The following is a 20,075-nucleotide window of genomic DNA, read 5'->3' as shown; positions in this document are numbered from 1 at the left end:
CTTCAGCGGCTGCTCCCACGGCCCCCTCAGTGACCGTGGCCGTGGCCGACGAACGCGCCCGCTGGCCTGCCGGGCGGCACGAGGCCGAGCGAGATCACGGCCGCCACCCCCGCCACGACCGCGCACAGCACGAGCCCCGAGGTGAACCCGCCGATGCCCGCGCCCCGCCCCAGGCTGGAGGCGGCGACCGTGGACACCACCGCCACCCCGATGGAGCCGCCCAGCTCGTGGAAGGTGTTGATCACCCCGGAGGCGACGCCGTTCTCGCCGGGCGGGACGTTGGCCATCGTCGTCGTGGTGGCGGTCACGAACGCCGGCCCGATCCCCACGGCGGCCAGCACGAACCCCGGCACCAGAGTGGTGAACGCCCCCGCCTCGGGGGAGACCCGCGTCATCAGCGCCGCCCCCACGGCGGTCAGCGCGAACGACGCCACGGCCACCGGCCGGCCGCCGACCCTGCCGATGAGGCGCCCGCCGAGATGCGCGCCGACCGTGATGGCGACGGCGACGGGCAGGAATGTGAGCCCCGTCCGCAGCGGGCTGAAGCCCAGGACGTGCTGGAGGTAGAGGGAGCTGAGGAAGAACAGGCCCAGCATCAGGCCGGTGGCGACCAGCATGACGAACGCGCCCGAGACGACGGGGCGCCTGGCCAGGGTCTCGACCCGCATGAGCGGCGCCCGTACGGACCGCTCGACCAGCACGAACGCCACATAGGACAGGGCGGCCCCGGCCAGCGGCAGCACGGTTCCCACGGCCCCCCAGCCGCCGTCGCCGGCCGAGACGAGGCCGTAGATCAGCAGGGCGGTCGCCAGGGTGACGAGCAGGGCGCCCACGACGTCGACGCGCCCGCCCCCGCCGTGAGCCCCCGGGGCGGCCGGTACGACGGCCGGTACGGCGGCCAGGACCAGCAGGCCGATGGGCACGTTCACGAAGAACACCCACATCCAGCCGGGCCCGTCGGTGAGGACGCCGCCGAGGAGCACGCCGACGGCAGCGCCGGAGCCGCCGATGGCCGCCCAGACGGCGAGTGCGCGGGCCCGGCGCTCGCCCTGGAAGACGGTGGTGATGACGGCCAGGGCCGCGGGGGACAGCAGCGCCGCGCCGACCCCCTGCAGGGCCCGCCCCGCGATGAGCGTGCCGCCGTCGTCGGCCAGGCCGCAGACGAGCGAGGCCGCGGTGAACAACGCCAGCCCGGCCAGCAGCGTGCGGCGGGGTCCGACCGCGTCGGCGAGCCGCCCGCCGAGCACCATCAGGCCGCCGAAGCACAGCGTGTACGTGGTCACCACCCAGGTGAGCGCCTCGCGTCCGAGCGCGAGATCGCCGCCGATGGCGGGCAGGGCCACCTGGACGACGGTGATGTCGACGATCAGCATGAACTGCGCCAGGCACAACAGCGCCAGCACCGCCCAGCCCTTGCTCCCCACGGGCGCGGCAGCTCGCGTCCCGACGTGATGACTCATCCTGTGACTCCTTAACTCGAACACTGATGTTCAAGTTAAGCACAACAAAACGGTACGCCGGTAGGGTGTCCCGGCGGCCGGGGTCGTGCGGGGGAGTCTGGAAGGCGGAGGTTACGCCGGGGAGGGCGCGGCGAGGAGGGAGAGCATCGTGCGGGTCAGGACCGGCTCGACCTCCTCGGCGGTCAGCCGGCCGGCCTCCCGCTCCTGGGCCGCGCTGTGGATGATCGCGAAGAACGTCGTCACCAGCCACTCCAGCGGCAGGTCCGTACGGAAGTCGCCGTCGTCCTGGCCGCGGGCGATCAGCCGCTCCACCCGGCGCAGGGGGCGGTCGTGGTGCTCGCGGATGCGTTCGGTGGGCAGCACCCGGTCGGCGGCCACGAAGAGGCGGCGGTGGCGGTCGAGGATCTCCCACGACGAATGCAGCAGCCCGGCCATCGCCTCGGGGGCGGGGGCGGTGTCGAGGGACTCGTCCTCCAGGACGGCGTCCGCCAGCCCGACGGTGTGATCGAGGACGGCGTCCACCAGGGCCTCGCGGGAGGGGAAGTGGCCGTACAGGGTGACCCGGCCGACGCCGGCGGCCTTGGCGATCTCGGCCACGCTCGCGCCCGGGTCGTCGCTGAGCAGCCGCGTCCCGGCTTCCAGGATGGCGGCGATGTTGCGTTCGGCGTCGGCGCGCCGGGCAGGGACGGGCTGTCGGGCGGCGGTCTTCCCCATGGACCCCAGCCTACGACGCCCGTGGCCGGAGATCGCCGGGGCCCTCGGCGCGGCACCGGCCCGGACCAGGTGGTCAGAGCGTGAGGGCGTGGTCCAGGAGTGACTGGAGGGTGACGGCTCCCGCCACGCGGCCGCCCTCGACGATCGCCACCAGGGGGCTGCGGGTGCGGGCCATGAGCGCCGACAGTTCGAGCACCGTCGCCTTCATGTCGGCCACCGGCAGCTCGCGCGGCCGCTCCGGAAGGCACTCGCGGACGGTCCGCGTCCCGAGCCGGTGCAGGAACCGGTCGGCGTGGGCCTCGTCCACCACCCGGGCCAGCGCCGGGTCGTCCTGGCAGTAGGGCGGCACGGCCAGCCGGAGCACCTGGGTGCCGGGGAGGATGCTGTGGGGGCGGCCGTCGTCGTCGATCACGATGAGGCCGGGCAGGTCGCGCTCGGCCAGCAGCCGGGCGGCGTCCAGGGCCGACGTGTCGAGGGTGACCGTCGGGAAGTCCGTGACGAGATCGCGTGCGCGCATAGGTGATCATTCCTCCGGCCCACAGCCTAGCCAACCCTCCTCCCGCCCGAGGGCGCCGCTCGCCCCGAGCCGCCCCTCACGAGAGGCGCGGCGCCGGTCAGGAACGAAGGCGCAGCTCGTCGCGGCGGGCGCGCGGGGTCAGCCGGTCCGCGCCCGTACGAGCGCGTCGCCGACCTCCGTACGGCCGTACAGGACCGAACGGCCGGCCCGGACGCGGCCGACGAGCCCCGCGTCGAGCAGCACCTTGAGATGGCGGCCGACCGAGCCCAGGCCCTGGCCGGTGAGCGCGACGAGCTGCGTGGTGCTCTTCGGGGCGTCCAGCAGCACCAGCACGCCCGCCCGCGCCCCGCCCAGCAGCCTGCCCAATGCCTCCGGCGCGGGCGGTGGCCCGACGTCGGCCAGCGGCCCCGAGCACGGGTAGACGATCGCGCAGCGGCGGGAGCCGTGCCAGCTCACCCAGCCCTGGCGCGGCGTGACCGGCACGAACATCAGCCGGGCGCCCGGCAGGTCCCGCGGCGGGTTGTCGTGGACGCTGATCCGCAACCGGCCGTCGCCGAGCCAGCGCAGGCCGGGACGCATGCCGTCCAGGGCCGCCGCCCAGCCGCCCCGGCCCAGCCGCGCGGTGCGGGCCGTGACGTCGGCCTCGATGATCCGGCGGCGCCGCGCCCAGGTGGGCAGCACCGTCTCCCGCCACACCCACTCCAGCCGGGCGGCCATGCGCTCGGGCAGGTCGTCGCGGTGCAACGCGGCGGGCACGGGCCCGCCCAGCGACTCGGTGAGGTCCTCGCGCGCCTGCTCGGGCGGCGTCTCGCGGACGCTCGCCACCTCCTCCTCGAAGTCGGTGGCACCCTCTCCTTCGGGCGTGGGCGTGAGGAACGTCGCGTTCCACGTACGGCCCAGCGCGGCGCGGACGAGCAGCGCCGTGACCGGGTCGGCGGCCTGCTCCGCGCGGTAGGCGGGCAGGTGGGCGGCCAGCCAGACGTCCTCGCCGGGATGGGCGGCGGCGCCGCGGTCCAGCGTCTTCAGCGCGGCGATCGTCTCGGCCAGCGGTGACAGGACGAACCGGCCGCCCGCGAGGGTGTCGGCGTCCACCTGCCAGAAATCCACGCGATCTCCCTCGTCCCGCCGCCCGCCCTGGCGTTTGTTTCGCGGGTGCGCGAAACAGTATCGCCCGTCGCCGCCGGTCGCGGAGACTGCCGTTCCATGCGTACGTACCGGGATCTGTTCGGCAGGTCCGGATTCACCCCGCTCTTCCTGGTCTCGTCCGGACAGGTGGCGGGACAGACGGTGAGCGGGCTCGCCCTCGGCACCCTCGTCTACGCCGACACCGGATCGCCGCTGCTGTCCGGGCTGGCCATGTTCGGCCCGGCGCTGGCCCAGGTGGCGGGGGCCGCGACGCTGCTGTCGGCGGCCGACCGGCTGCCGCCGCGCGCCGCCCTGACCGGGCTGGCGCTGGTGTCCGCGCTCGGCGCCGCCGTGCCGGCCCTCCCCGGCCTGCCCGTGTGGGGGATGCTCGCCGTCGTCCTGGCACTCGGCGCGCTCTCCGCGCTCGGCGGCGGCGTCCGGTACGGGCTGCTCAACGAGCTGCTCGACGAGGACGGATACCTGCTCGGCCGGTCGATGCTCAACATGTCCTCCGGGATCGTGCAGATCGCCGGGTTCGGCGCGGGCGGCATCCTGGTGACCGTCCTGTCGCCGCGCGGGACGCTGCTCGTCGCGGCGGCCCTCCACCTGGCCGCCGCGCTGGCCGGGCTCGGGCTCGGCAGGCGGCGCCCACGCGCGGCCGGACGGCCCTCGCCCGCCGAGACCTGGCGCGACAACGCCCGCCTGTGGTCCTCCCGCCCGCGCAGGAACGTCTACCTCGCCCTCTGGCTGCCGAACGGCCTGATCGTCGGCTGCGAGTCGCTGTTCGTCCCGCTCGCGCCCGACCGGGCCGGGCTGCTGTTCGCCTGCGCCGCCGCCGGGATGCTCGCCGGTGACGTGCTGGCGGGCCGGTACGTGCCGCGGCACTGGCGGGCGCGGCTGGTCACGCCGCTGTACCTGCTGCTCGCGCTGCCGTACCTGGTGTTCGTGGCCTACCCGTCGCCGGTGCTGGTCGCGCTCGCCTCGGCCGGGTTCGCCGCCACCCTGCTGCTCCAGGACCGGCTCATGGCGCTCACGCCCCCGGAGCTGAGCGGGCACGCGCTCGGGCTGCACTCCTCCGGCATGATCGCCACGCAGGGGCTGGCCGCCGCGCTCGCCGGAGCCCTGGCCGAGCGCACCTCGCCCGGCGCGGCCATGGCCGTGCTGGCGGCGGCGTCGGCGGCGGTCACCCTCGCGCTGGCGCCCCGGCTGCGGTCCGCCCGTGTCGCAACCTCTGCGGAAGCTCCGGCGAAGTTACCGTTGACCAGGGGAAATCGCCGGGGGAAGGACACATCATGACGCAGACGGACGACTTCGTGCTCGACGTCACCAGAATCCGCGAGCAGGTGCGGCAGAAGATGGACGAAGGGCCGATCACGCAGACCTTCGGCCGCGATCCGGAGAAGGTCGTCGAGGTCCTCAACGACGTGATCGCCACCGAGGTCGTGTGCTGGCTCAGGTACACCAGGCACGCCATCTCGGCCAAGGGCATCGACCGCGCGCAGGTGGCGGCGGAGTTCACCGAGCACGCCAAGGAGGAGCTCGACCACGCGCTGCGCGCCGCCGAACGCGTCAGCCAGCTCGGCGGCGAGCCGGACTTCGACCCGGCCAAGCTCGTCCAGCGCTCGCACACCGACTACCAGGTGCCCGCCGACACCGACCTGAAGGCGCTGCTGGAGGCCAACCTCTGGGCCGAGCGCATCGTCATCTCCACCTACCAGGAAATCATCCGCTGGCTCGGCGAGGGCGACCCGACCACCCGCCGGCTCATGGAGTCGATCCTGGAAGAGGAGGAGGAGCACGCCGACGACCTCACCGACCTGCTCGGGGTCTAGAACCGGGCTTGGCCCGCCGTTGGGCGGACCGTGAGCCGGCCAGGGTAAGGGCCGGGCATGAAGAGCCTGGTCAACGCGCCCGTCACGCACGCGCCGCCGTCCCGCGAGATCGACGTCGAGACCCTGAGCCGCCGCCTCGCCGAGGCCGTGGACGGCGAGGTGCGCTTCGACACGGGCAGCCGCGCCGCCTACGCGCGTGACGCCTCCAACTACCGGCAGGTCCCGATCGGCGTCGTCGTGCCGCGCCACCTGGACGCCGGGGTGGCGGCGGTGGCCGTGTGCCGGTCCAGGGACGTCCCCGTGCTCTCGCGCGGCGGCGGCACCAGCCTGGCCGGGCAGTGCTGCAACGCGGCGGTGGTGATCGACTGGTCCAAGCACTGCGGCGCGGTCGAGTCCGTCGACGTGGCGGCCCGCCGGGTCGTCGTCCAGGCGGGGGCCGTGCTCGACCAGGTGGACCACGAGCTGGCGCCGTACGGGCTGATGGTCGGGCCCAGGCCGTCCAGCCATCGGGCCTGCACGATCGGCGGCATGATCGGCAACAACTCGTGCGGGGCCTCCGCGCAGGCGTACGGGAAGATGTCGCAGTCGGTGCTCCGGCTGGAGATCCTCACCTACGACGGGGTACGCGCCTGGGTGGGGCCGACCAGCGACGCCGAGTACGACCGGATCCAGGCCCAGGGCGGCCGCCTGGCCGAGATCTACCGCCAGGTGCGCGACCTGCGCGACGAGACCATGGAACTGGTCCGCACCCGCTACCCCAGGCTGGAACGCCGCATCTCCGGCTACAACCTCGACCGGCTGCTGCCCGAGAACGGGTTCGACCTGGCCCGCGCCCTGGTCGGCAGCGAGGGCACGCTGGTGACCGTGCTGCGCGCCGAGCTGAGCGTCGTGCCGTCCCCGCCCGCCAGGGCGCTGGCCGTGCTCGGGTTCGAGGACGTCTTCACCGCCGCCGACGCCGTCCCCGCCGTGGCCCGGCACGCGCCGATCGCGCTGGAGGCCATGGACGAGACCATGTACCGGCTGGCCAAGCGGGAGCACCCCGGCGACCCGGCGCTCCAGGAGCTGCCCGAGGGCGGCGGCTGGCTGCTGGTGCAGTTCGGCGGGGACACGCCCGAGCAGGCGCGCGAGCGGGCCGAGACGATGATGCGGGACGTGGGGGAGCGGGCCGAGGGGCCCACGCCCACGCACGCCTTCCTCGGCGACCCGGCCAGGGAGGACCGGCTGTGGCGGTGGCGCGAGTCGGGGCTCGGCGTGGAGGCGTACCCGCCGACCGGGCGGCAGACGTACGAGGGCTGGTCGGACGCGGCCGTGCCGCCCGAGCGGCTGGGCGCCTACCTGCGCGACTACGAGCGGCTGCTGCGCGCGCACGACTACCAGGACTCCGCACTGTACGGCCACTTCGGCCAGGGCTGCGTGCACGGCAGGCTCCCGCTCGACCTGCACACCGACGACGGCATCGCCAGGTACCGCGCCTTCGCCCGGGAGGCCGCCGAGCTGGTCGCCTCCTACGGCGGCTCGCTGTCCGGCGAGCACGGCGACGGCCAGGCGCTGGCCGAGCTGCTGCCCGTCATGTTCGGCGAGGAGGTCGTGGAGGTGTTCGGCCGCTTCAAGGCCATCTTCGACCCGCGCGACCGGATGAACCCGGGCAAGGTCGTCCACCCCCGCCACCTGGACCAGAACCTGGCCCAGCACCGTTTCTACCCGCTGGAACCACGGCAGACGTTCTTCCAGTACCCCCACGACCACGGACGTTTCGGGCACGCCGCCACCCGCTGCGTCGGCACCGGCACCTGCCGCAAGCACACCTTCGAGGGCGGCGTGATGTGCCCCAGCTACCGGGTGACCCGCGAGGAGGAGCACTCCACGCGCGGGCGCGCCCGCCTGCTGGAGGAGATGGTGCGCGGCGACGTCATCACCGACGGCTGGCGCTCGACCGCCGTGCGCGACGCGCTCGACCTGTGCCTGTCCTGCAAGGGCTGCCGCTCCGAATGCCCGGTGAACGTGGACATGGCCACCTACAAGGCCGAGTTCCTCGCTCACCACTACCGGCACCGCGTCCGGCCGCGCGCCCACTACTCGATGGGCTGGCTGCCGGTGTGGGCCGCGCTCGCCTCGGCCGCGCCCGGCCTGGTCAACGCCGCCGGCTCCGCGCCCGGACTGTCGCGGCTGGTCAAGGCCGTCGCGGGGATCACGCCGGAGCGCGAGCTGCCGAGGTTCGCCCGTCAGCGGTTCACCGACTGGTTCAGGCGGCGTCCCCGGGGCGGGCCCGGCACGCGGGGGCGGGTGGTGTTGTGGGCCGACACGTTCACCGACCACTTCGACCCGCACATCGGGCGGGCCGCCGTGGACGTGCTGGAGGCGGCCGGGTTCGAGGTGGTGGTTCCGCCCGTGACGCTGTGCTGCGGGCTGACGTGGATCAGCACCGGGCAGCTCGGGGTGGCCCGGCGGGTGCTGGCGCGTACGGTGGGGGCGCTCGCGCCGTGGGCCGAGGCCGGGGTGCCGGTGGTCGGCCTGGAGCCGAGCTGCGCCGCCGTGTTCCGCTCCGACGGGCCCGAACTGCTCAACACGGCCGAGACCCGGCTGCTGTCGGAGCGGTTCCTCACCCTGGCCGAGCTGCTGGAGACGCGCGCGGCCGACTGGCGGCCCGCCACGGCCGGCGGGCAGGCGATCGCGCAGGTGCACTGCCACCAGAGCGCCGTCATCGGGTACGACGCCGACCGGGCCGTGCTCGACCGCTTCGGCATCCGGACCAGCGTGCTCGACTCCGGCTGCTGCGGGCAGGCCGGGAACTTCGGGTTCGAGCGGGGGCATCACGAGGTGTCGCAGGCGTGCGCCGAGCAGGGGCTCTGGCCGGCCGTACGGTCGGCGGGGCCGGGCGACGAGCTGCTCGCCGACGGCTTCTCCTGCCGCACCCAGATCGCCGCCGCCGGCACCGGACGCCAGGGCCGCCACCTGGCCGAACTCCTGGCCACGGCGCTCGTCCGCCAGGACTGACACGGCGTCAATCCGCGAGGCTTCGGGCCAGGCGGCGGGGCAGGCCGGTGTCGCGGGGGCGGCCCACGCGGTGGACGGCCAGCTCCAGCGCCTCGCGCTGCCCCACCAGCACCACCCACGCCTTGGCCCGGGTCACCAGCGTGTACAGCAGCTTGCGCCGCAACATGATCCCGCCGGCCTCGGCCACGATCGGCGCCACCACGAACGGGTACTCGCTGCCCTGCGAGCGGTGCACGCTGATCGCGTAGGCGTGGGTGAGGTCGTCGAGCTCGCCGAACCCGTACTGGACGGTCTCGCCGTCGTCGGTGCGGACCTCGACCACGCGGTCCTGAGGCAGCACGGCGGTGACCGTGGCGGTCTCCCCGTTGAAGACGCCCTTGTCGTAGTTGTTGCGGATGGGCATGACCCGGTCGCCCACCCGGAACACCGACGCCCCCGACCAGTGCTCCGGTTTGTCGTCGGCCGCCGGGTTGAGGCGGTCCTGGAGCAGCCGGCCCAGCGTCACCGCGCCCGTCTCGCCCTTGCGCATCGGGCACAACACCTGCACCTGGTCGGGCGAGACGCCCTGCTTGCGCGGGATCGCCTCCATGGCCAGGTGGGCCACCCGCTCGGCGACCCGCGCCGGATCGTCGAGCTCCTCGAACCAGAACCCGCCGCGCCCCGGCGTCGCCGGCATCCGGCCGGCCCGGATCAGGTGGGCGGCCTCGACGATGCCGCTGCCGCCCGCCTGGCGGAAGACGTGGGTGAGGCGCACGCGGGGGATCGCCTCCACGCGCAGCAGGTCGGCCAGCACGTCGCCGGCGCCGATGCTGGGGAGCTGGTCGCTGTCGCCGATGAGCAGCAGGTGGCTGCCCGGCGGGACGGCCGCCGTGAGCCGCGTGGCCAGGTGGAGGTCGAGCATCGACGCCTCGTCGACCACGATCAGGTCGGCCTGGGCGGGCGCCTCCTCGAACAGCGTGGAGGGGTCGGGGTCGGGCTGGTGGGCGAGCATCCGGTGGATGGTCATCGCGGGCATGCCGGTCAGCTCCGACAGGCGTTTGGCCGCCTTGCCGGTGGGGGCCGTGAGCGTGACCGTGCCGCCCGACGCCTTGACCGTGGTGGCCACGGCCTTGACCGTGTGGCTCTTGCCGCAGCCGGGGCCGCCCGTGATGATCGAGACAGTGCAGGTCAGGGCCATGTTGACGGCCGCGCGCTGGTCGTCGTGGAGGCTTTCGTCCTCACGGAAGGGGCGCAGCGGCAGCGTGGAGGGGGCCCGCATGAGCCTGGTGAGCTGCTCGGTGAGCTGCCGCTCGCGGGCGTGGACGTGTTTGGCGTACGCCACCGCCCGCCCCGGCTGCTCCTCGTCGGCCTCGACCACCACCCGCCGCTCGGCCACCAGGGCGTCGATCATCGGCCCGACCGCCTCGGGATCGAGCTCGATCAGCTCGGCCGCCCGCGCCACCAGAAGGGGCACCGGCACGAAGCAGTGGCCGTCGCGGACCGCCGCCGACTCCAGCCGGTCGAGCAGCGCCGCCTTGATCCGCTGCGGGCTGCGCTCGGGCACCCCCCGCTGGAGCGCGATGCGGTCGGCGACCCGGAAGGCGATGCCCCTGACCCGGCCGATCAGCCGGTAGGGATCGGTGGCCAGGACCTCCTCGGCCTCGCCGCCGAACACCTGGTGGATCTTGGCCGCGAGCAGCGGGCTGACGCCCAGCCCCTGCAACGTCACCATGAGCGCGGCGACGGCCTTCTGCTCCTGCCACGCCTGGACGATCTGCGCCTGCCGCAGCGGCCCGATGTTGACGACCTCGGTCAGCCGCCCGGGCTCGGCGTCGATGACCTTGAGCGTCTCCTCGCCGAAGTGGTCGACGATGGCGTACGCCAGCCGCGGCCCGATGCCCCGGATCAGCCCCGACCCCAGGTAGACGCGGATCGCCCGGACCGTCGCCGGCACCACCCGCTCGCACCCGGCCACCGCGAAGCGCCGGCCGTGGCGCGCGTGGTGGCTCCAGTCGCCGGTCAGCCGGAGCGTCTCGCCCGGCTGCGCGCCCGACAGCGCCCGGCCCGTGGCCACGAAGTCGGGCACGCCCTCGGCGCTCATGCGCGCGACGGTGTATTCGTCGTCCCTGACGTAGACGAGCTGCTCGACCGAGGCCTCCACAGCAGCGATCAAACCACCTGCCACCGACAGTCCGTCACATGGTGCTGGGATAGGTCTCCGGCTCGACGTCGTCCCACGGCTCGGAGTGCAGCGGGTGCAGGGCCTCGGTGACGTCCAGCCAGATGAAGGCGTCGTAGCGGTCGCCGAGCGAGGTGGGCACGTAGTTGCCCCACTTCTCGCGCTCGGGCCGGTAGACCACGCCGATCGCGCGATGGTCCAGCGGCTGGTCGAACCAGCGCGGGCGGGGCCGCCGGGGTGTCACGAACAGGGCGCGCTCGCCCCCCAGGGCGTCGTGCAGCAGCGCCTCCAGCGACCCGGACCTGGCCGGCGGGACGGGCATGACGTGCGCCCGCGTGCCCCAGCTCGCCCCGGCCACGACCGTCCCCCGGTAGCCGCCGAAGCCGACCAGGACGACGTCCTCGCCGTGCCGCTCGCGGGCCAGCTGCCCGAGGTTGGTCATGCCCGCGGCGGCCATGTCGGTGGCCCGGGCGTCGCCGACGTGCGTGTTGTGCGCCCACACCACGCCCTTGGCCCCGTAGAAGGCGGTCAGCCGGTCCAGGGTGTCGGCCATGTGCACGTCCCTGATGTTCCACGAGTCGGGGCCGCCGCCGACCATGGCGCGGTAGTAGCTCTCGGCCCCGGCCACGACCTCGGCGTTCTGCCGGGCCTCGAAGCCGTCCTCGTCGGCGGGCGCGGCCTCCACGACCGCTCTGAGCAGCTCCACGACCTCGTTCTCGCAGGAGTCGGGGACCAGGCGGGCCTCCAGGCCGTACCGCTGCGGGTCGTGGCCGTAGGACTCGAAGCAGTACAGCGCCTCCATCACCGTGTCCAGCTGGTCGGGCAGGTGGTCGGCGGCGTAGCGGCGCACGGCGCGCAGGGACTCCCACAGGCTGTAGACGTCGAGGCCGTGGAAGCCGACGCGCTCCCCGGGCGGCAGGGCCGCGTTCCAGCGGCGCAGCCAGCGGCAGAACTCGGCGACCTCCTCGTTGGCCCACATGAACGCGGGCCAGCGCTGGTAGGCGTACAGGGCGTCGAAGGGGTCCTCGCCGTCGTGGGTGACCGCGCGGTGGACGCGCTCGCAGTCGGGCCAGTCGCCCTCGACGGCGACGAACCCGAAGCCCTTCTCGGTGATCAGGCGGCGGGTGAGCGCGGCCCGCCAGGTGTAGAAGTCGTGCGTGCCGTGACTGGCCTCGCCGATCAGCACGAGACCGGCCTCGCCGACGCGGTCGAGCAGCGGGTCGAGGTCCTGTTCGCCCGACAGCCGCAGCGCCGAGCGGGTGACGTCATCCATAGCCGTCCTCCTCTGCCGGCCGGAAGACGCCCAGGCATTCGCGGGCGAGCTGGAGCTCCTCGCGCACCTGGACGACCAGAACGGGCACGGCGGCACCCGGCCCGCTGACCGGGCCGTCGTCGTGCCGGTTGCCGAGCTCGGGAGGCTGCACGCCGAGCAGCCCGAGACGGCGGCAGACCGCCTCGCGCACCTCGGGCTGGTCCCACCCGATCTCGCCGGTGAACACCAGCGCGTCGATCCTGGGCAGCGACGTGGCGGCGGCGGCGATCTCCCGGCTCACCCGGTGGCAGAACACCGCCAGGGCCAGGGCGGCGTCGGCGTCGCCGGCGCGTTCGGCCTCGACCAGCTCGCGGGTGTCGCCGGAGCGTCCGCCGGACAGCCCGAGCAGCCCGGAACGGCGTTGCAGGCCCTCGCTCAGCTCGTCGGCCGTCAGGTGGCCCTGCGACAGCAGCCACAGCAGCATGCCGGGATCGACGCCGCCCGAGCGCCTGCTCATGGGGACGCCGTCCAGCGGGGTGAACCCCATCGAGGTGTCCAGGCTGCGCCCGCCCGACACCGCGCACACCGAGGAGCCGCCGCCCAGGTGGGCCAGCACCAGCTCCAGCTCGGCGAGCGGCCGGCCGAGCAGCTCGGCGACCCGGTCGGCGGTCCAGGCGTAGGACAGGCCGTGGAAGCCGTAGCGGCGCAGGCCGTACCGGTCGCGCCACTCGCGCGGCAGGGCGTAGACCGCGGCGGCGTCGGGCAGGCCGGCGTGGAAGGCGGTGTCGGGGCAGAGCACGTGCGGCACGGCGGGAAGCTGCTCGCGGGCCGCCTCCAGCAGCGCCAGCGCGGGCGGCAGGTGCAGCGGCGCCAGGCTCACGACACCGCGCAGCGCCTCGACGGTCTCGTCGTCGGCCAGCGCCGGCGTGCGTACGACGTCGCCGCCGTGCACCAGCCGGTGCGCCACCGCCCGGATGTCGCGGTCGAAGTGGCCGCCCAGGAACGCCGCCAGCTCCTCGCGCGCCGAGCCCGGGTCGGCGGCCCGCTCGGCGTGCGCGCTGTCCAGCACGCAGCCTCCCTGAACCAGGTCGAGACGCAGGCTCGACGACCCCGCGTTGACGGTGAGCACCGCCTCGGACTCCGCCACCTGCTCGTCGAACGCTCGCCCCATGCACCCCTCCGCGGCCCGATTCTCTTCCCGGCTACCCGCCGCCCGCGGGCCGACACCTGGACATCGTCACCTTTACCCCCAGATGTCCGAGCTCGGGATTGCCCCCGGAGGCGGCCGGGTAGGCGAGCGCCTATGGACAACACCGCGCAGGTCGACGTGCAGGTCAACGGCGTGCCGCACACCGTGGCCGTCGACCCCAGGATCTCCCTGCTCGACCTGCTGCGCGAGCGGCTCGGCCTGACCGGCTCCAAGAAGGGCTGCGACCACGGCCAGTGCGGCGCGTGCACGGTGCTGATCGACGGCCGCCGGGCCAACTCCTGCCTGGCGCTGGCCGTGGCGGTGGACGGCTGCGAGATCACCACCGTCGAGGGGCTGGCCTCGGGCGAGGAGCTGCACCCGCTGCAGGCCGCGTTCATCGAGCACGACGCCTTCCAGTGCGGCTACTGCACGCCGGGCCAGCTCTGCTCGGCGGTCGGCATGCTGGGCGAGCCGGGGCCGAGCGCCGTCACCGCCGACCTCCTCGTCGATCCCGGCCTGACACCCGAGGAGATCAGGGAACGCATGAGCGGCAACCTGTGCAGGTGCGGCGCCTACCCCGGCATCGTGGCCGCGATCGGCGAGGTGGCCCCGTGAAGCCGTTCGACTACGCCCGCGCCCAGAGCCCGTCGGACGCGGTGAGCAGGTACGGCCCCGGCACGATGTACCTGGGCGGCGGCACCAACCTGGTCGACCTCATGCGCCTCGGCGTGGCCACGCCCGACCACCTCGTGGACGTCAGCCGCCTGCCGCTGGACGCCATCGAGCCCGTACGCGACCGGCTGCGGATCGGCGCGGCCGTGCGCAACAGCGACCTGGCGGCCGACCCGCTCGTCCGCACCCGCTACCCGATGCTCTCCCGGGCCGTGCTGACCGGCGCGTCCGGCCAGGTCAGGAACATGGCCACGGTGGCCGGCAACCTGCTGCAACGCACCCGCTGCCCCTACTTCCAGGACGTGACCAGGCCGTGCAACAAGCGCGAGCCCGGCACCGGCTGCCCCGCGATCGAGGGCGACCACAGCAACCTGGCCGTCCTCGGCGCCTCCGACGCCTGCGTGGCCACCCACCCCTCCGACATGGCCGTGGCGCTGGCCGCGCTCGACGCCGAGGTGCACGTCACCGGCCCGGCAGGCGACCGGATCATCCCCATGCCCGGCCTGCACCGCCTGCCCGGCGACGCGCCCGAGCGCGACACCGTGCTCGACCCCGGCATGCTGATCACCGCCGTCGAGCTGCCCGCGCCGCCGCCGGGCGCCTCCCTCTACCGCAAGGTCCGCGAGCGGGCCTCGTTCGCGTTCGCGCTGGTGTCCATCGCCGCCGTGCTCGACGTGCGCTGGGACGGCGTGGTCACCGGGTGCCGCATCGCGCTCGGCGGCGTGGCCCACGCTCCCTGGCGGGCCGAACACGCCGAACGGGCGATCATCGGCGGCCCGGCCACCGGCGAGGCGTACCTGCGGGCCGCCGAGGCCGAGCTCGACCAGGCCCGCCCGCTGCCGCGCAACGCGTTCAAGCTGCCGCTGGCGCGCAACCTGATCGTCCGCACGCTGGAGGAGCTGACGCCGTGAACCGCATCGAGGGGCGCGTCAAGGTCACGGGGCTGGCAACGTACGCCGCCGAGTACCCGGTCGAGGGCGTCGCCCACTGCTACCCGGTGCAGGCCACGATCGCCAGGGGCCGGGTGACGCGGGTGGACGCGGACGCGGCGCTGGCCATGCCGGGCGTGCTCGCCGTGCTGTCCGTCGAGGACCCGCCCGACCTGGCCGAGGACGCCGACCCCGAGCTGGCGCTGTTTCGCGCGCGCGACGTCGTCTACCGGGGCCAGCTCGTGGCCGCGGTCGTCGCCGGCACCTACGACGAGGCCCGCGCCGCCGCCGACGCCGTACGCGTCGCCTACGAGCCGCGGGCCCACGACGTACGGCTGCGCGCCGACCACCCGGACCTGTACCGGCCGGACGTCGTCAACCCGAACCTCCCGCCGGACACCGAGAAGGGCGACGTGGACGCCGGGCTGGCCGCCGCCGCGGCCGCCGTCGACGTGACGTACACGACGCCGCCCCTGCACAACAACCCGATGGAGCCGCACGCCGCGGTGGCCCTGTGGGCCGAGGACGGCCGGCTGCTGGTCTACGACGCCACCCAGGGCACCAGCGGCGACCGCGACACCATCGCCGCCACCTTCGGCCTGCCCGCCGGCCAGGTGCGCGTGGTCTCCAGGCACGTCGGCGGCGGCTTCGGCTCCAAGGGCACCACCCGGCCGAACGCCGTGCTCGCCGCCCTGGCCGCCAGGGCCGCCGGCCGCCCGGTCAAGGTCGCCTTCACCCGGCAGCAGATGTTCGACCTCACCGGCTACCGCACCCCCACCGTCCAGCGGCTGCGGCTCGGCGCGGACGCCGGCGGCCGGCTCACCGCGGTCGAACACACGGCGTACGTGCAGACCAGCAGGCTCGTCGAGTTCGCCGAGCAGGCCGCCGCCCCCGCCCGCGCCATGTACGCCACGCCCGCGCTGCGCACCGCCCACCGGGTCGTCCGCCTCGACGTCGCCACCCCGTCCTGGATGCGCGCCCCCGGCGAGTGCCCCGGCATGTACGCCCTGGAGTCGGCGATGGACGAGCTGGCGCAGGCGGCCGGGATCGACCCCGTCGAGCTGCGGATCGTCAACGAGCCCACGGCCGAGCCGGAGAGCGGGCTGCCGTTCAGCTCCCGCAGCCTGGTGACCTGCCTGCGCGAGGGCGCCCGCCGCTTCGGCTGGGACCGCCGCGACCCGGCGCCCGGCGTCAGGCGCGAGGGGGAGTGGCTGGTCGGCACCGGCGTGGCCGCCTCCACCTATCCGGCCAGGCGAGGGCCGTCCCAGGCCACCGCGACCGTGCGCGACGGCGACTTCGTCATCCGCGTGGCCGCCGCCGACATCGGCACCGGCGCCAGGACCGTGCTCACCAGGATCGCGGCCGACTGCCTCGGCGTCGCCCCTGACCGGGTGCACGTCGAGCTGGGCGACAGCGACCTGCCCCAGGCCCCCGTCGCGGGCGGCTCGATGGGCACGGCGTCGTGGGGCTCGGCCGTCGTCCGGGCGTGCGAGGCGCTGCGGGCCGACGGCGGCGAGGGCTCCGCCGACACCGCCAAGGAGGTCAAGGCCGACGAGGAACTGGCCCGGCACGCCTTCGGCGCCCAGTTCGCCGAGGTCAGGGTCAGCTCCGTGACCGGCGAGATCCGCCTCTCGCGGCTGCTCGGCGTGTTCGCCGCCGGGCGCATCCTGGACGCCAAGCTGGCCCGGTCGCAGTTCGTCGGCGGCATGACCATGGGCATGGGGATGGCGCTGATGGAGGAGACGCTGACCGACGACGAGTTCGGCGGCTTCCTGCGCCGCGACCTGGCCCAGTACCACGTGCCGGCCTGCGCCGACGTGCCGGCCGTCGAGGCGGTCTGGATCGACGAGCAGGACGGCCTGCTCAACCCGATGGGCTCCAAGGGCATCGGCGAGATCGGCATCGTGGGCACCGCCGCCGCGATCGGCAACGCCGTTCACCACGCCACCGGCAGGCGGGTGCGCGACCTGCCCATCACGCCCGCCAAGATCCTCGCCTGACTGATCTGCGCGCTCGGTCCGGCGTCCATGTTTCGACCGGCCTCCGCCAAGGAAGAGGAGAACATCCAACGAGGAGGCCGAGTGAAGAACGAGTCGCACGAGGAGCGCGCCGACCGCAACTTCGTCGAACTGCTGCAGGGCGCCCGCGTCGCGGTGACCGGCGTCCAGGTGCTGTTCGCGTTCCTGCTGACCGTTCCCTTCTCGCCCGGCTTCGTCAAGCTGGACCAGACCGACCGCTGGCTCTACTTCGCCGCGCTGGTCAGCGCCGCGATCGCGTCGATCTGCTACATCGCGCCGACCGCCCAGCACCGCGTGCTGTTCCGGCAGGGCCACAAGGAGACCCTGGTACGCCGGTCCAACACCTACGGCCTGTTAGGGGCGCTCGCCCTGGTCGTGTCGATGACCACGGCGACCATGCTGGTGATCGACTACCTGTTCCACTCCACCCTGGCCTGGATCACCGCCGGCATCCTGGCCGGGCTGGCCGCCTGGACCTGGTTCGGCCAGCCCGCCCTCGACCGCAAGGGCGATCAGTCCTCCTCCGAGGGCGGCATCTCGGTCTCGTCCCGCGACGACTGACGCGAATAGGCCGCCCGCGCCACCATGTACGCCGCCACCGACACGGTGATCACCTGCGAGGCCCCCACGATCAGCAGCGGCCCGGCGTTCCACCAGGTGGGCCGGTGCAGCCACATCGCGGCCAGCACCAGCAGCACGCCGAGCACCTGCGGCTTGGTCCCGGCGTGCATCCGGTCGAGCGTCGTGCGGAAGCGCACCAGCCCGGCGCCCGCCGACAGCGCCAGCACGGCCCCGAGCACCAGGCAGACCGCCGCCGCGACGTCCATCCCGCTCACCGCGAGCGCCCCGGGAAGAACCGGGCCAGCGACACCGACCCCACGAACCCCAGCAACGACAACACCTGCAGCACCGGCAGGTCCGAATAGTCGTCCCTGACCACCGCGAACAGCCCCACCGCGCACATCGACAACGACGTCAGCACGTCCAGGGCGACCGCGCGGTCCAGCATCGACGGCCCGCGCCCCACCCGCCACAACGCGGCCGCCGCCCCGCAGGCCAGCAACGCCATCGTCACCAGGTACACCGCCGTCACAGCAGCTCCTCCCGGTCCGCGCGGGTCCCGAAGGCGGCCACGATGCGCGACTCCAGCCCGGCCACGTCCCTGCGGACCGCGTCCGGGACGCCCTCCCCGGCCAGCCCGAGCACGTGCAGCATCAGCTCTCTCCTGTCCATGTACGCCTCCACCACCAGGCTCCCCGGCATCGTGGACAACGCCACCATGATCATCACGGTCATCGACTCCGACGACGTGCGCAGCCGTACCAGGACCAGCCGCGTGGGCGGATCGCCGGGACGCACCACCCACAGCACCACCCGCACGGTCGAGATCAACATGTCCCACCCGAACCACAGCAGGAACCGCACCAGCGGCACCGGGCGCACCCTGATCCCCGGGTCCAGGACGGGCAGCGGCAGCAGCCAGGTCACCACCAGCGCGGTCGCCAGCCCGCCCAGCACGTTGCCCGCCGACAGCTCGCCCCACAACGTCACCCACACCAGCGTCAGCCACGCCACCAGCGGCAGCGGCACCCGCCGGCCGAACAGCCGCGGCGCGAGCGGGTTCGCGCTCACCGCTGCGTCCCCAGCACCGCGGCGATGTACGTCTGCCGCTCGCTCAGCTCCGCGGCCACCCGCTGCGTCAGCGCCGCCAGCGGCCCGGCCAGCACCGTGAACGACAGCCCGAACGCCACCAGCGCCGCCGTCGCGCCCAGCAGCACCGGCGGCAGCGCGGTCGTCGTCACCACCGGCTCCTCACCCGTCGCCTCCTCGCTCTCGATCACCTGGCCCGGCCGCTCCTCGCGCGGCGCCCGCCAGAACGCCTTGCCCCACGTCTTGGCGATCGCGTACAACGTCAGCAGGCTCGTGACCAGGCCGCCCGCCACCAGCACGAGCGCCGCCGGGCCGCCCTTGGCCAGGCCCGCCTGCACCAGCAGCAGCTTGCCCAGGAACCCCGACATCGGCGGGATGCCCGACAGGTTCATCGCGGGCACGAAGAACAGCACCCCCAGCACCGGCGCCGTCCTCATCAGCCCGCCCAGCCGGTTGACCGAGGTGGTGCCGGTGCGCCGCTCGATCAGCCCGGTCACCAGGAACAGGCTCGTCTGCACGGTGATGTGGTGGACGATGTAGAACACCGCGCCCGCCAGGCCCGCCACCGTCGACAGCGCCACCCCGAACACCATGTACCCGATGTGGCTGACCAGCGTGAAGGACAACATGCGCTTGATGTCGGTCTGCGCCACCGCGCCCAGCACCCCGGCCAGCATCGTGGCCAGCGCCACCCACATCAGCAGCGTGGAGACCGGCCCGCCGGGGAACAGCAGCGCCTCCAGCCGGATGATCGAGTACACGCCGACCTTCGTGAGCAGCCCGGCGAACACGGCCGTGGCCGGCGCGGGCGCGGTCGGGTAGGAGTCCGGCAGCCACGCCGACACCGGGAAGATCGCCGCCTTGATCGCGAACGCCAGCAGCAGCGTCAGCTCGACCAGCAGCTTGACCGGCTCGGGCAGCGTGCCGAAACGCTCGGCGAGCTGCGCCAGCGACAGCGTGCCCGTCGCGCCGTAGGCCACCGCCAGCGCGATCAGGAACAACATCGACGAGGCCAGCGCCATCAGCGTGTACGTGGCCCCCGCCCGCATCCTGGACTCGGTCCCGCCGAAGGTCAGCAGCACGTACGAGCCGCTCAGCAGCATCTCGAACGCCACGAACAGGTTGAACAGGTCACCCGCCAGGAACGCGTCCGCCACGCCCGCCACCATCACCAGGAACGCCGGATGGAAGATCGCCATCGGCGCGTCGTGCTCGGCCTCGTCGTAGGCGTTGGCGATCGAGTACACCATCACGCAGAGCGTCACCGCCGACGACACCACCAGCACCAGCGTCGAGAGCCGGTCGGCCACCAGGCAGATCCCGACCGGCGAGGGCCAGCCGCCCAGCTGGGTCACCAGCGGGCCGTGCGCGTCGGCGTGCGCCAGCAGCAACACCGACACCGCCAGCGAGATCCCCAGCGTGGTCACGCTGATGGCCGACTGCAGGCGCCGCAGCCGCCCGCCGATCGCCAGCTTGATCCCGGCCGCCAGCAGCGGCAGCAGCACCGGCACGCACACCAGCCCGCGCAGCTCGACCAGGTCACCCATGGGCGCCGCCCCCGACCG

The 20,075-nt window shown here is 74.0% G+C and carries 18 protein-coding genes; 7 read left to right on the top strand and 11 right to left on the bottom strand.

Going from position 1 to position 20,075, the window contains the following annotated elements:
- Nucleotides 1–26 precede the first annotated feature (26 nt).
- The 4 genes from ACIHAD_RS15625 to ACIHAD_RS15610 all read right to left on the bottom strand — a co-directional run bounded on the left by ACIHAD_RS15625 (nt 27) and on the right by ACIHAD_RS15610 (nt 3,798).
- Nucleotides 27–1,460 carry an MFS transporter gene (locus ACIHAD_RS15625; RefSeq protein WP_397355104.1) on the bottom strand — a complete coding sequence of 478 codons (1,434 nt, stop codon included), beginning with the start codon at nt 1,458–1,460 and terminating at the stop codon, nt 27–29.
- Nucleotides 1,461–1,571: 111 nt separating this feature from the next.
- Nucleotides 1,572–2,174, bottom strand: coding sequence for a TetR/AcrR family transcriptional regulator (locus ACIHAD_RS15620; protein WP_397355103.1), 603 nt, complete (start codon nt 2,172–2,174; stop codon nt 1,572–1,574).
- A 73-nt stretch (nt 2,175–2,247) separates the two neighbouring features.
- On the bottom strand, nt 2,248–2,691 hold the full coding sequence (locus tag ACIHAD_RS15615; protein WP_397355102.1) for a CBS domain-containing protein: 444 nt from the start codon (nt 2,689–2,691) through the stop codon (nt 2,248–2,250).
- 138 nt (nt 2,692–2,829) lie between these two features.
- Nucleotides 2,830–3,798, bottom strand: coding sequence for a winged helix-turn-helix domain-containing protein (locus tag ACIHAD_RS15610; protein ID WP_397355101.1), 969 nt, complete (start codon nt 3,796–3,798; stop codon nt 2,830–2,832).
- Nucleotides 3,799–3,894: 96 nt separating this feature from the next.
- On the opposite strand from ACIHAD_RS15610, the gene ACIHAD_RS15605 reads away from it, so the two are divergent.
- Genes ACIHAD_RS15605 through ACIHAD_RS15595 form a run of 3 tightly spaced genes read left to right on the top strand, consistent with a single transcriptional unit; the run spans nt 3,895 to nt 8,642 of the window.
- Nucleotides 3,895–5,112 carry an MFS transporter gene (locus tag ACIHAD_RS15605; RefSeq protein WP_397355100.1) on the top strand — a complete coding sequence of 406 codons (1,218 nt, stop codon included), beginning with the start codon at nt 3,895–3,897 and terminating at the stop codon, nt 5,110–5,112.
- The gene (locus tag ACIHAD_RS15600; protein WP_397355099.1) at nt 5,109–5,648 is read left to right on the top strand and encodes a DUF892 family protein; all 540 of its coding nucleotides are present in this window, start codon (nt 5,109–5,111) and stop codon (nt 5,646–5,648) included. Before ACIHAD_RS15605 ends, ACIHAD_RS15600 begins: the two co-directional genes overlap by 4 nt.
- 57 nt (nt 5,649–5,705) lie before the next feature.
- The gene (locus tag ACIHAD_RS15595) at nt 5,706–8,642 is read left to right on the top strand and encodes an FAD-binding and (Fe-S)-binding domain-containing protein (RefSeq protein WP_397355098.1); all 2,937 of its coding nucleotides are present in this window, start codon (nt 5,706–5,708) and stop codon (nt 8,640–8,642) included.
- Nucleotides 8,643–8,649: 7 nt separating this feature from the next.
- On the opposite strand, the gene ACIHAD_RS15590 is transcribed toward ACIHAD_RS15595, so the two are convergent.
- The 3 genes from ACIHAD_RS15590 to ACIHAD_RS15580 are packed head-to-tail and all read right to left on the bottom strand — an operon-like array spanning nt 8,650 to nt 13,223.
- A complete protein-coding gene (locus ACIHAD_RS15590) occupies nt 8,650–10,782 on the bottom strand; it encodes an ATP-dependent RecD-like DNA helicase (protein ID WP_397355096.1) in 2,133 nt (710 codons plus the stop codon).
- Nucleotides 10,783–10,816: 34 nt separating this feature from the next.
- Nucleotides 10,817–12,073, bottom strand: coding sequence for an erythromycin esterase family protein (locus ACIHAD_RS15585; RefSeq protein ID WP_397355095.1), 1,257 nt, complete (start codon nt 12,071–12,073; stop codon nt 10,817–10,819).
- A complete protein-coding gene (locus tag ACIHAD_RS15580) occupies nt 12,066–13,223 on the bottom strand; it encodes an acetate/propionate family kinase (protein ID WP_397355094.1) in 1,158 nt (385 codons plus the stop codon). Before ACIHAD_RS15580 ends, ACIHAD_RS15585 begins: the two co-directional genes overlap by 8 nt.
- 132 nt (nt 13,224–13,355) lie before the next feature.
- Between ACIHAD_RS15580 and ACIHAD_RS15575 the strand changes: the two genes are divergently transcribed.
- The 4 genes from ACIHAD_RS15575 to ACIHAD_RS15560 all read left to right on the top strand — a co-directional run bounded on the left by ACIHAD_RS15575 (nt 13,356) and on the right by ACIHAD_RS15560 (nt 17,421).
- Nucleotides 13,356–13,856: a (2Fe-2S)-binding protein gene (locus ACIHAD_RS15575; RefSeq protein ID WP_397355093.1), complete on the top strand. Its 501-nt coding sequence runs from the start codon at nt 13,356–13,358 to the stop codon at nt 13,854–13,856.
- Complete coding sequence (locus ACIHAD_RS15570) at nt 13,853–14,824, top strand: FAD binding domain-containing protein (RefSeq protein WP_397355092.1); 972 nt, start codon at nt 13,853–13,855, stop codon at nt 14,822–14,824. The genes ACIHAD_RS15575 and ACIHAD_RS15570 overlap by 4 nt, the downstream gene beginning before the upstream one ends.
- Nucleotides 14,821–16,842 (top strand): xanthine dehydrogenase family protein molybdopterin-binding subunit, encoded by a 2,022-nt coding sequence (locus ACIHAD_RS15565; protein ID WP_397355091.1) that lies wholly within the window; start codon nt 14,821–14,823, stop codon nt 16,840–16,842. Before ACIHAD_RS15570 ends, ACIHAD_RS15565 begins: the two co-directional genes overlap by 4 nt.
- A gap of 81 nt (nt 16,843–16,923) precedes the next feature.
- Nucleotides 16,924–17,421 (top strand): DUF6328 family protein, encoded by a 498-nt coding sequence (locus ACIHAD_RS15560; protein WP_397355090.1) that lies wholly within the window; start codon nt 16,924–16,926, stop codon nt 17,419–17,421.
- Here the strand turns inward: ACIHAD_RS15560 and ACIHAD_RS15555 are convergent.
- From ACIHAD_RS15555 to ACIHAD_RS15540, 4 genes are read right to left on the bottom strand one after another with little or no spacing between them, the layout of a single operon-like run.
- A complete protein-coding gene (locus ACIHAD_RS15555; protein ID WP_397355380.1) occupies nt 17,373–17,687 on the bottom strand; it encodes a cation:proton antiporter in 315 nt (104 codons plus the stop codon). The two genes, ACIHAD_RS15560 and ACIHAD_RS15555, sit on opposite strands and share 49 nt — an antisense overlap.
- Nucleotides 17,688–17,692: 5 nt before the next feature.
- Nucleotides 17,693–17,953 (bottom strand): monovalent cation/H+ antiporter complex subunit F, encoded by a 261-nt coding sequence (locus tag ACIHAD_RS15550; protein ID WP_357707514.1) that lies wholly within the window; start codon nt 17,951–17,953, stop codon nt 17,693–17,695.
- Nucleotides 17,950–18,492, bottom strand: coding sequence for a Na+/H+ antiporter subunit E (locus tag ACIHAD_RS15545; RefSeq protein WP_397355089.1), 543 nt, complete (start codon nt 18,490–18,492; stop codon nt 17,950–17,952). The genes ACIHAD_RS15550 and ACIHAD_RS15545 overlap by 4 nt, the downstream gene beginning before the upstream one ends.
- On the bottom strand, nt 18,489–20,057 hold the full coding sequence (locus tag ACIHAD_RS15540) for a Na+/H+ antiporter subunit D (protein ID WP_397355088.1): 1,569 nt from the start codon (nt 20,055–20,057) through the stop codon (nt 18,489–18,491). Before ACIHAD_RS15540 ends, ACIHAD_RS15545 begins: the two co-directional genes overlap by 4 nt.
- Nucleotides 20,058–20,075: the final 18 nt, after the last annotated feature.

This window comes from Nonomuraea sp. NPDC052265, from assembly GCF_044547985.1.
In the GTDB taxonomy this organism is placed as follows: Bacteria; Actinomycetota; Actinomycetes; order Streptosporangiales; family Streptosporangiaceae; genus Nonomuraea.
The sequence above is the reverse complement of the archived record's forward strand: the minus strand, read 5'-3'. Positions and strand labels throughout refer to the sequence as shown.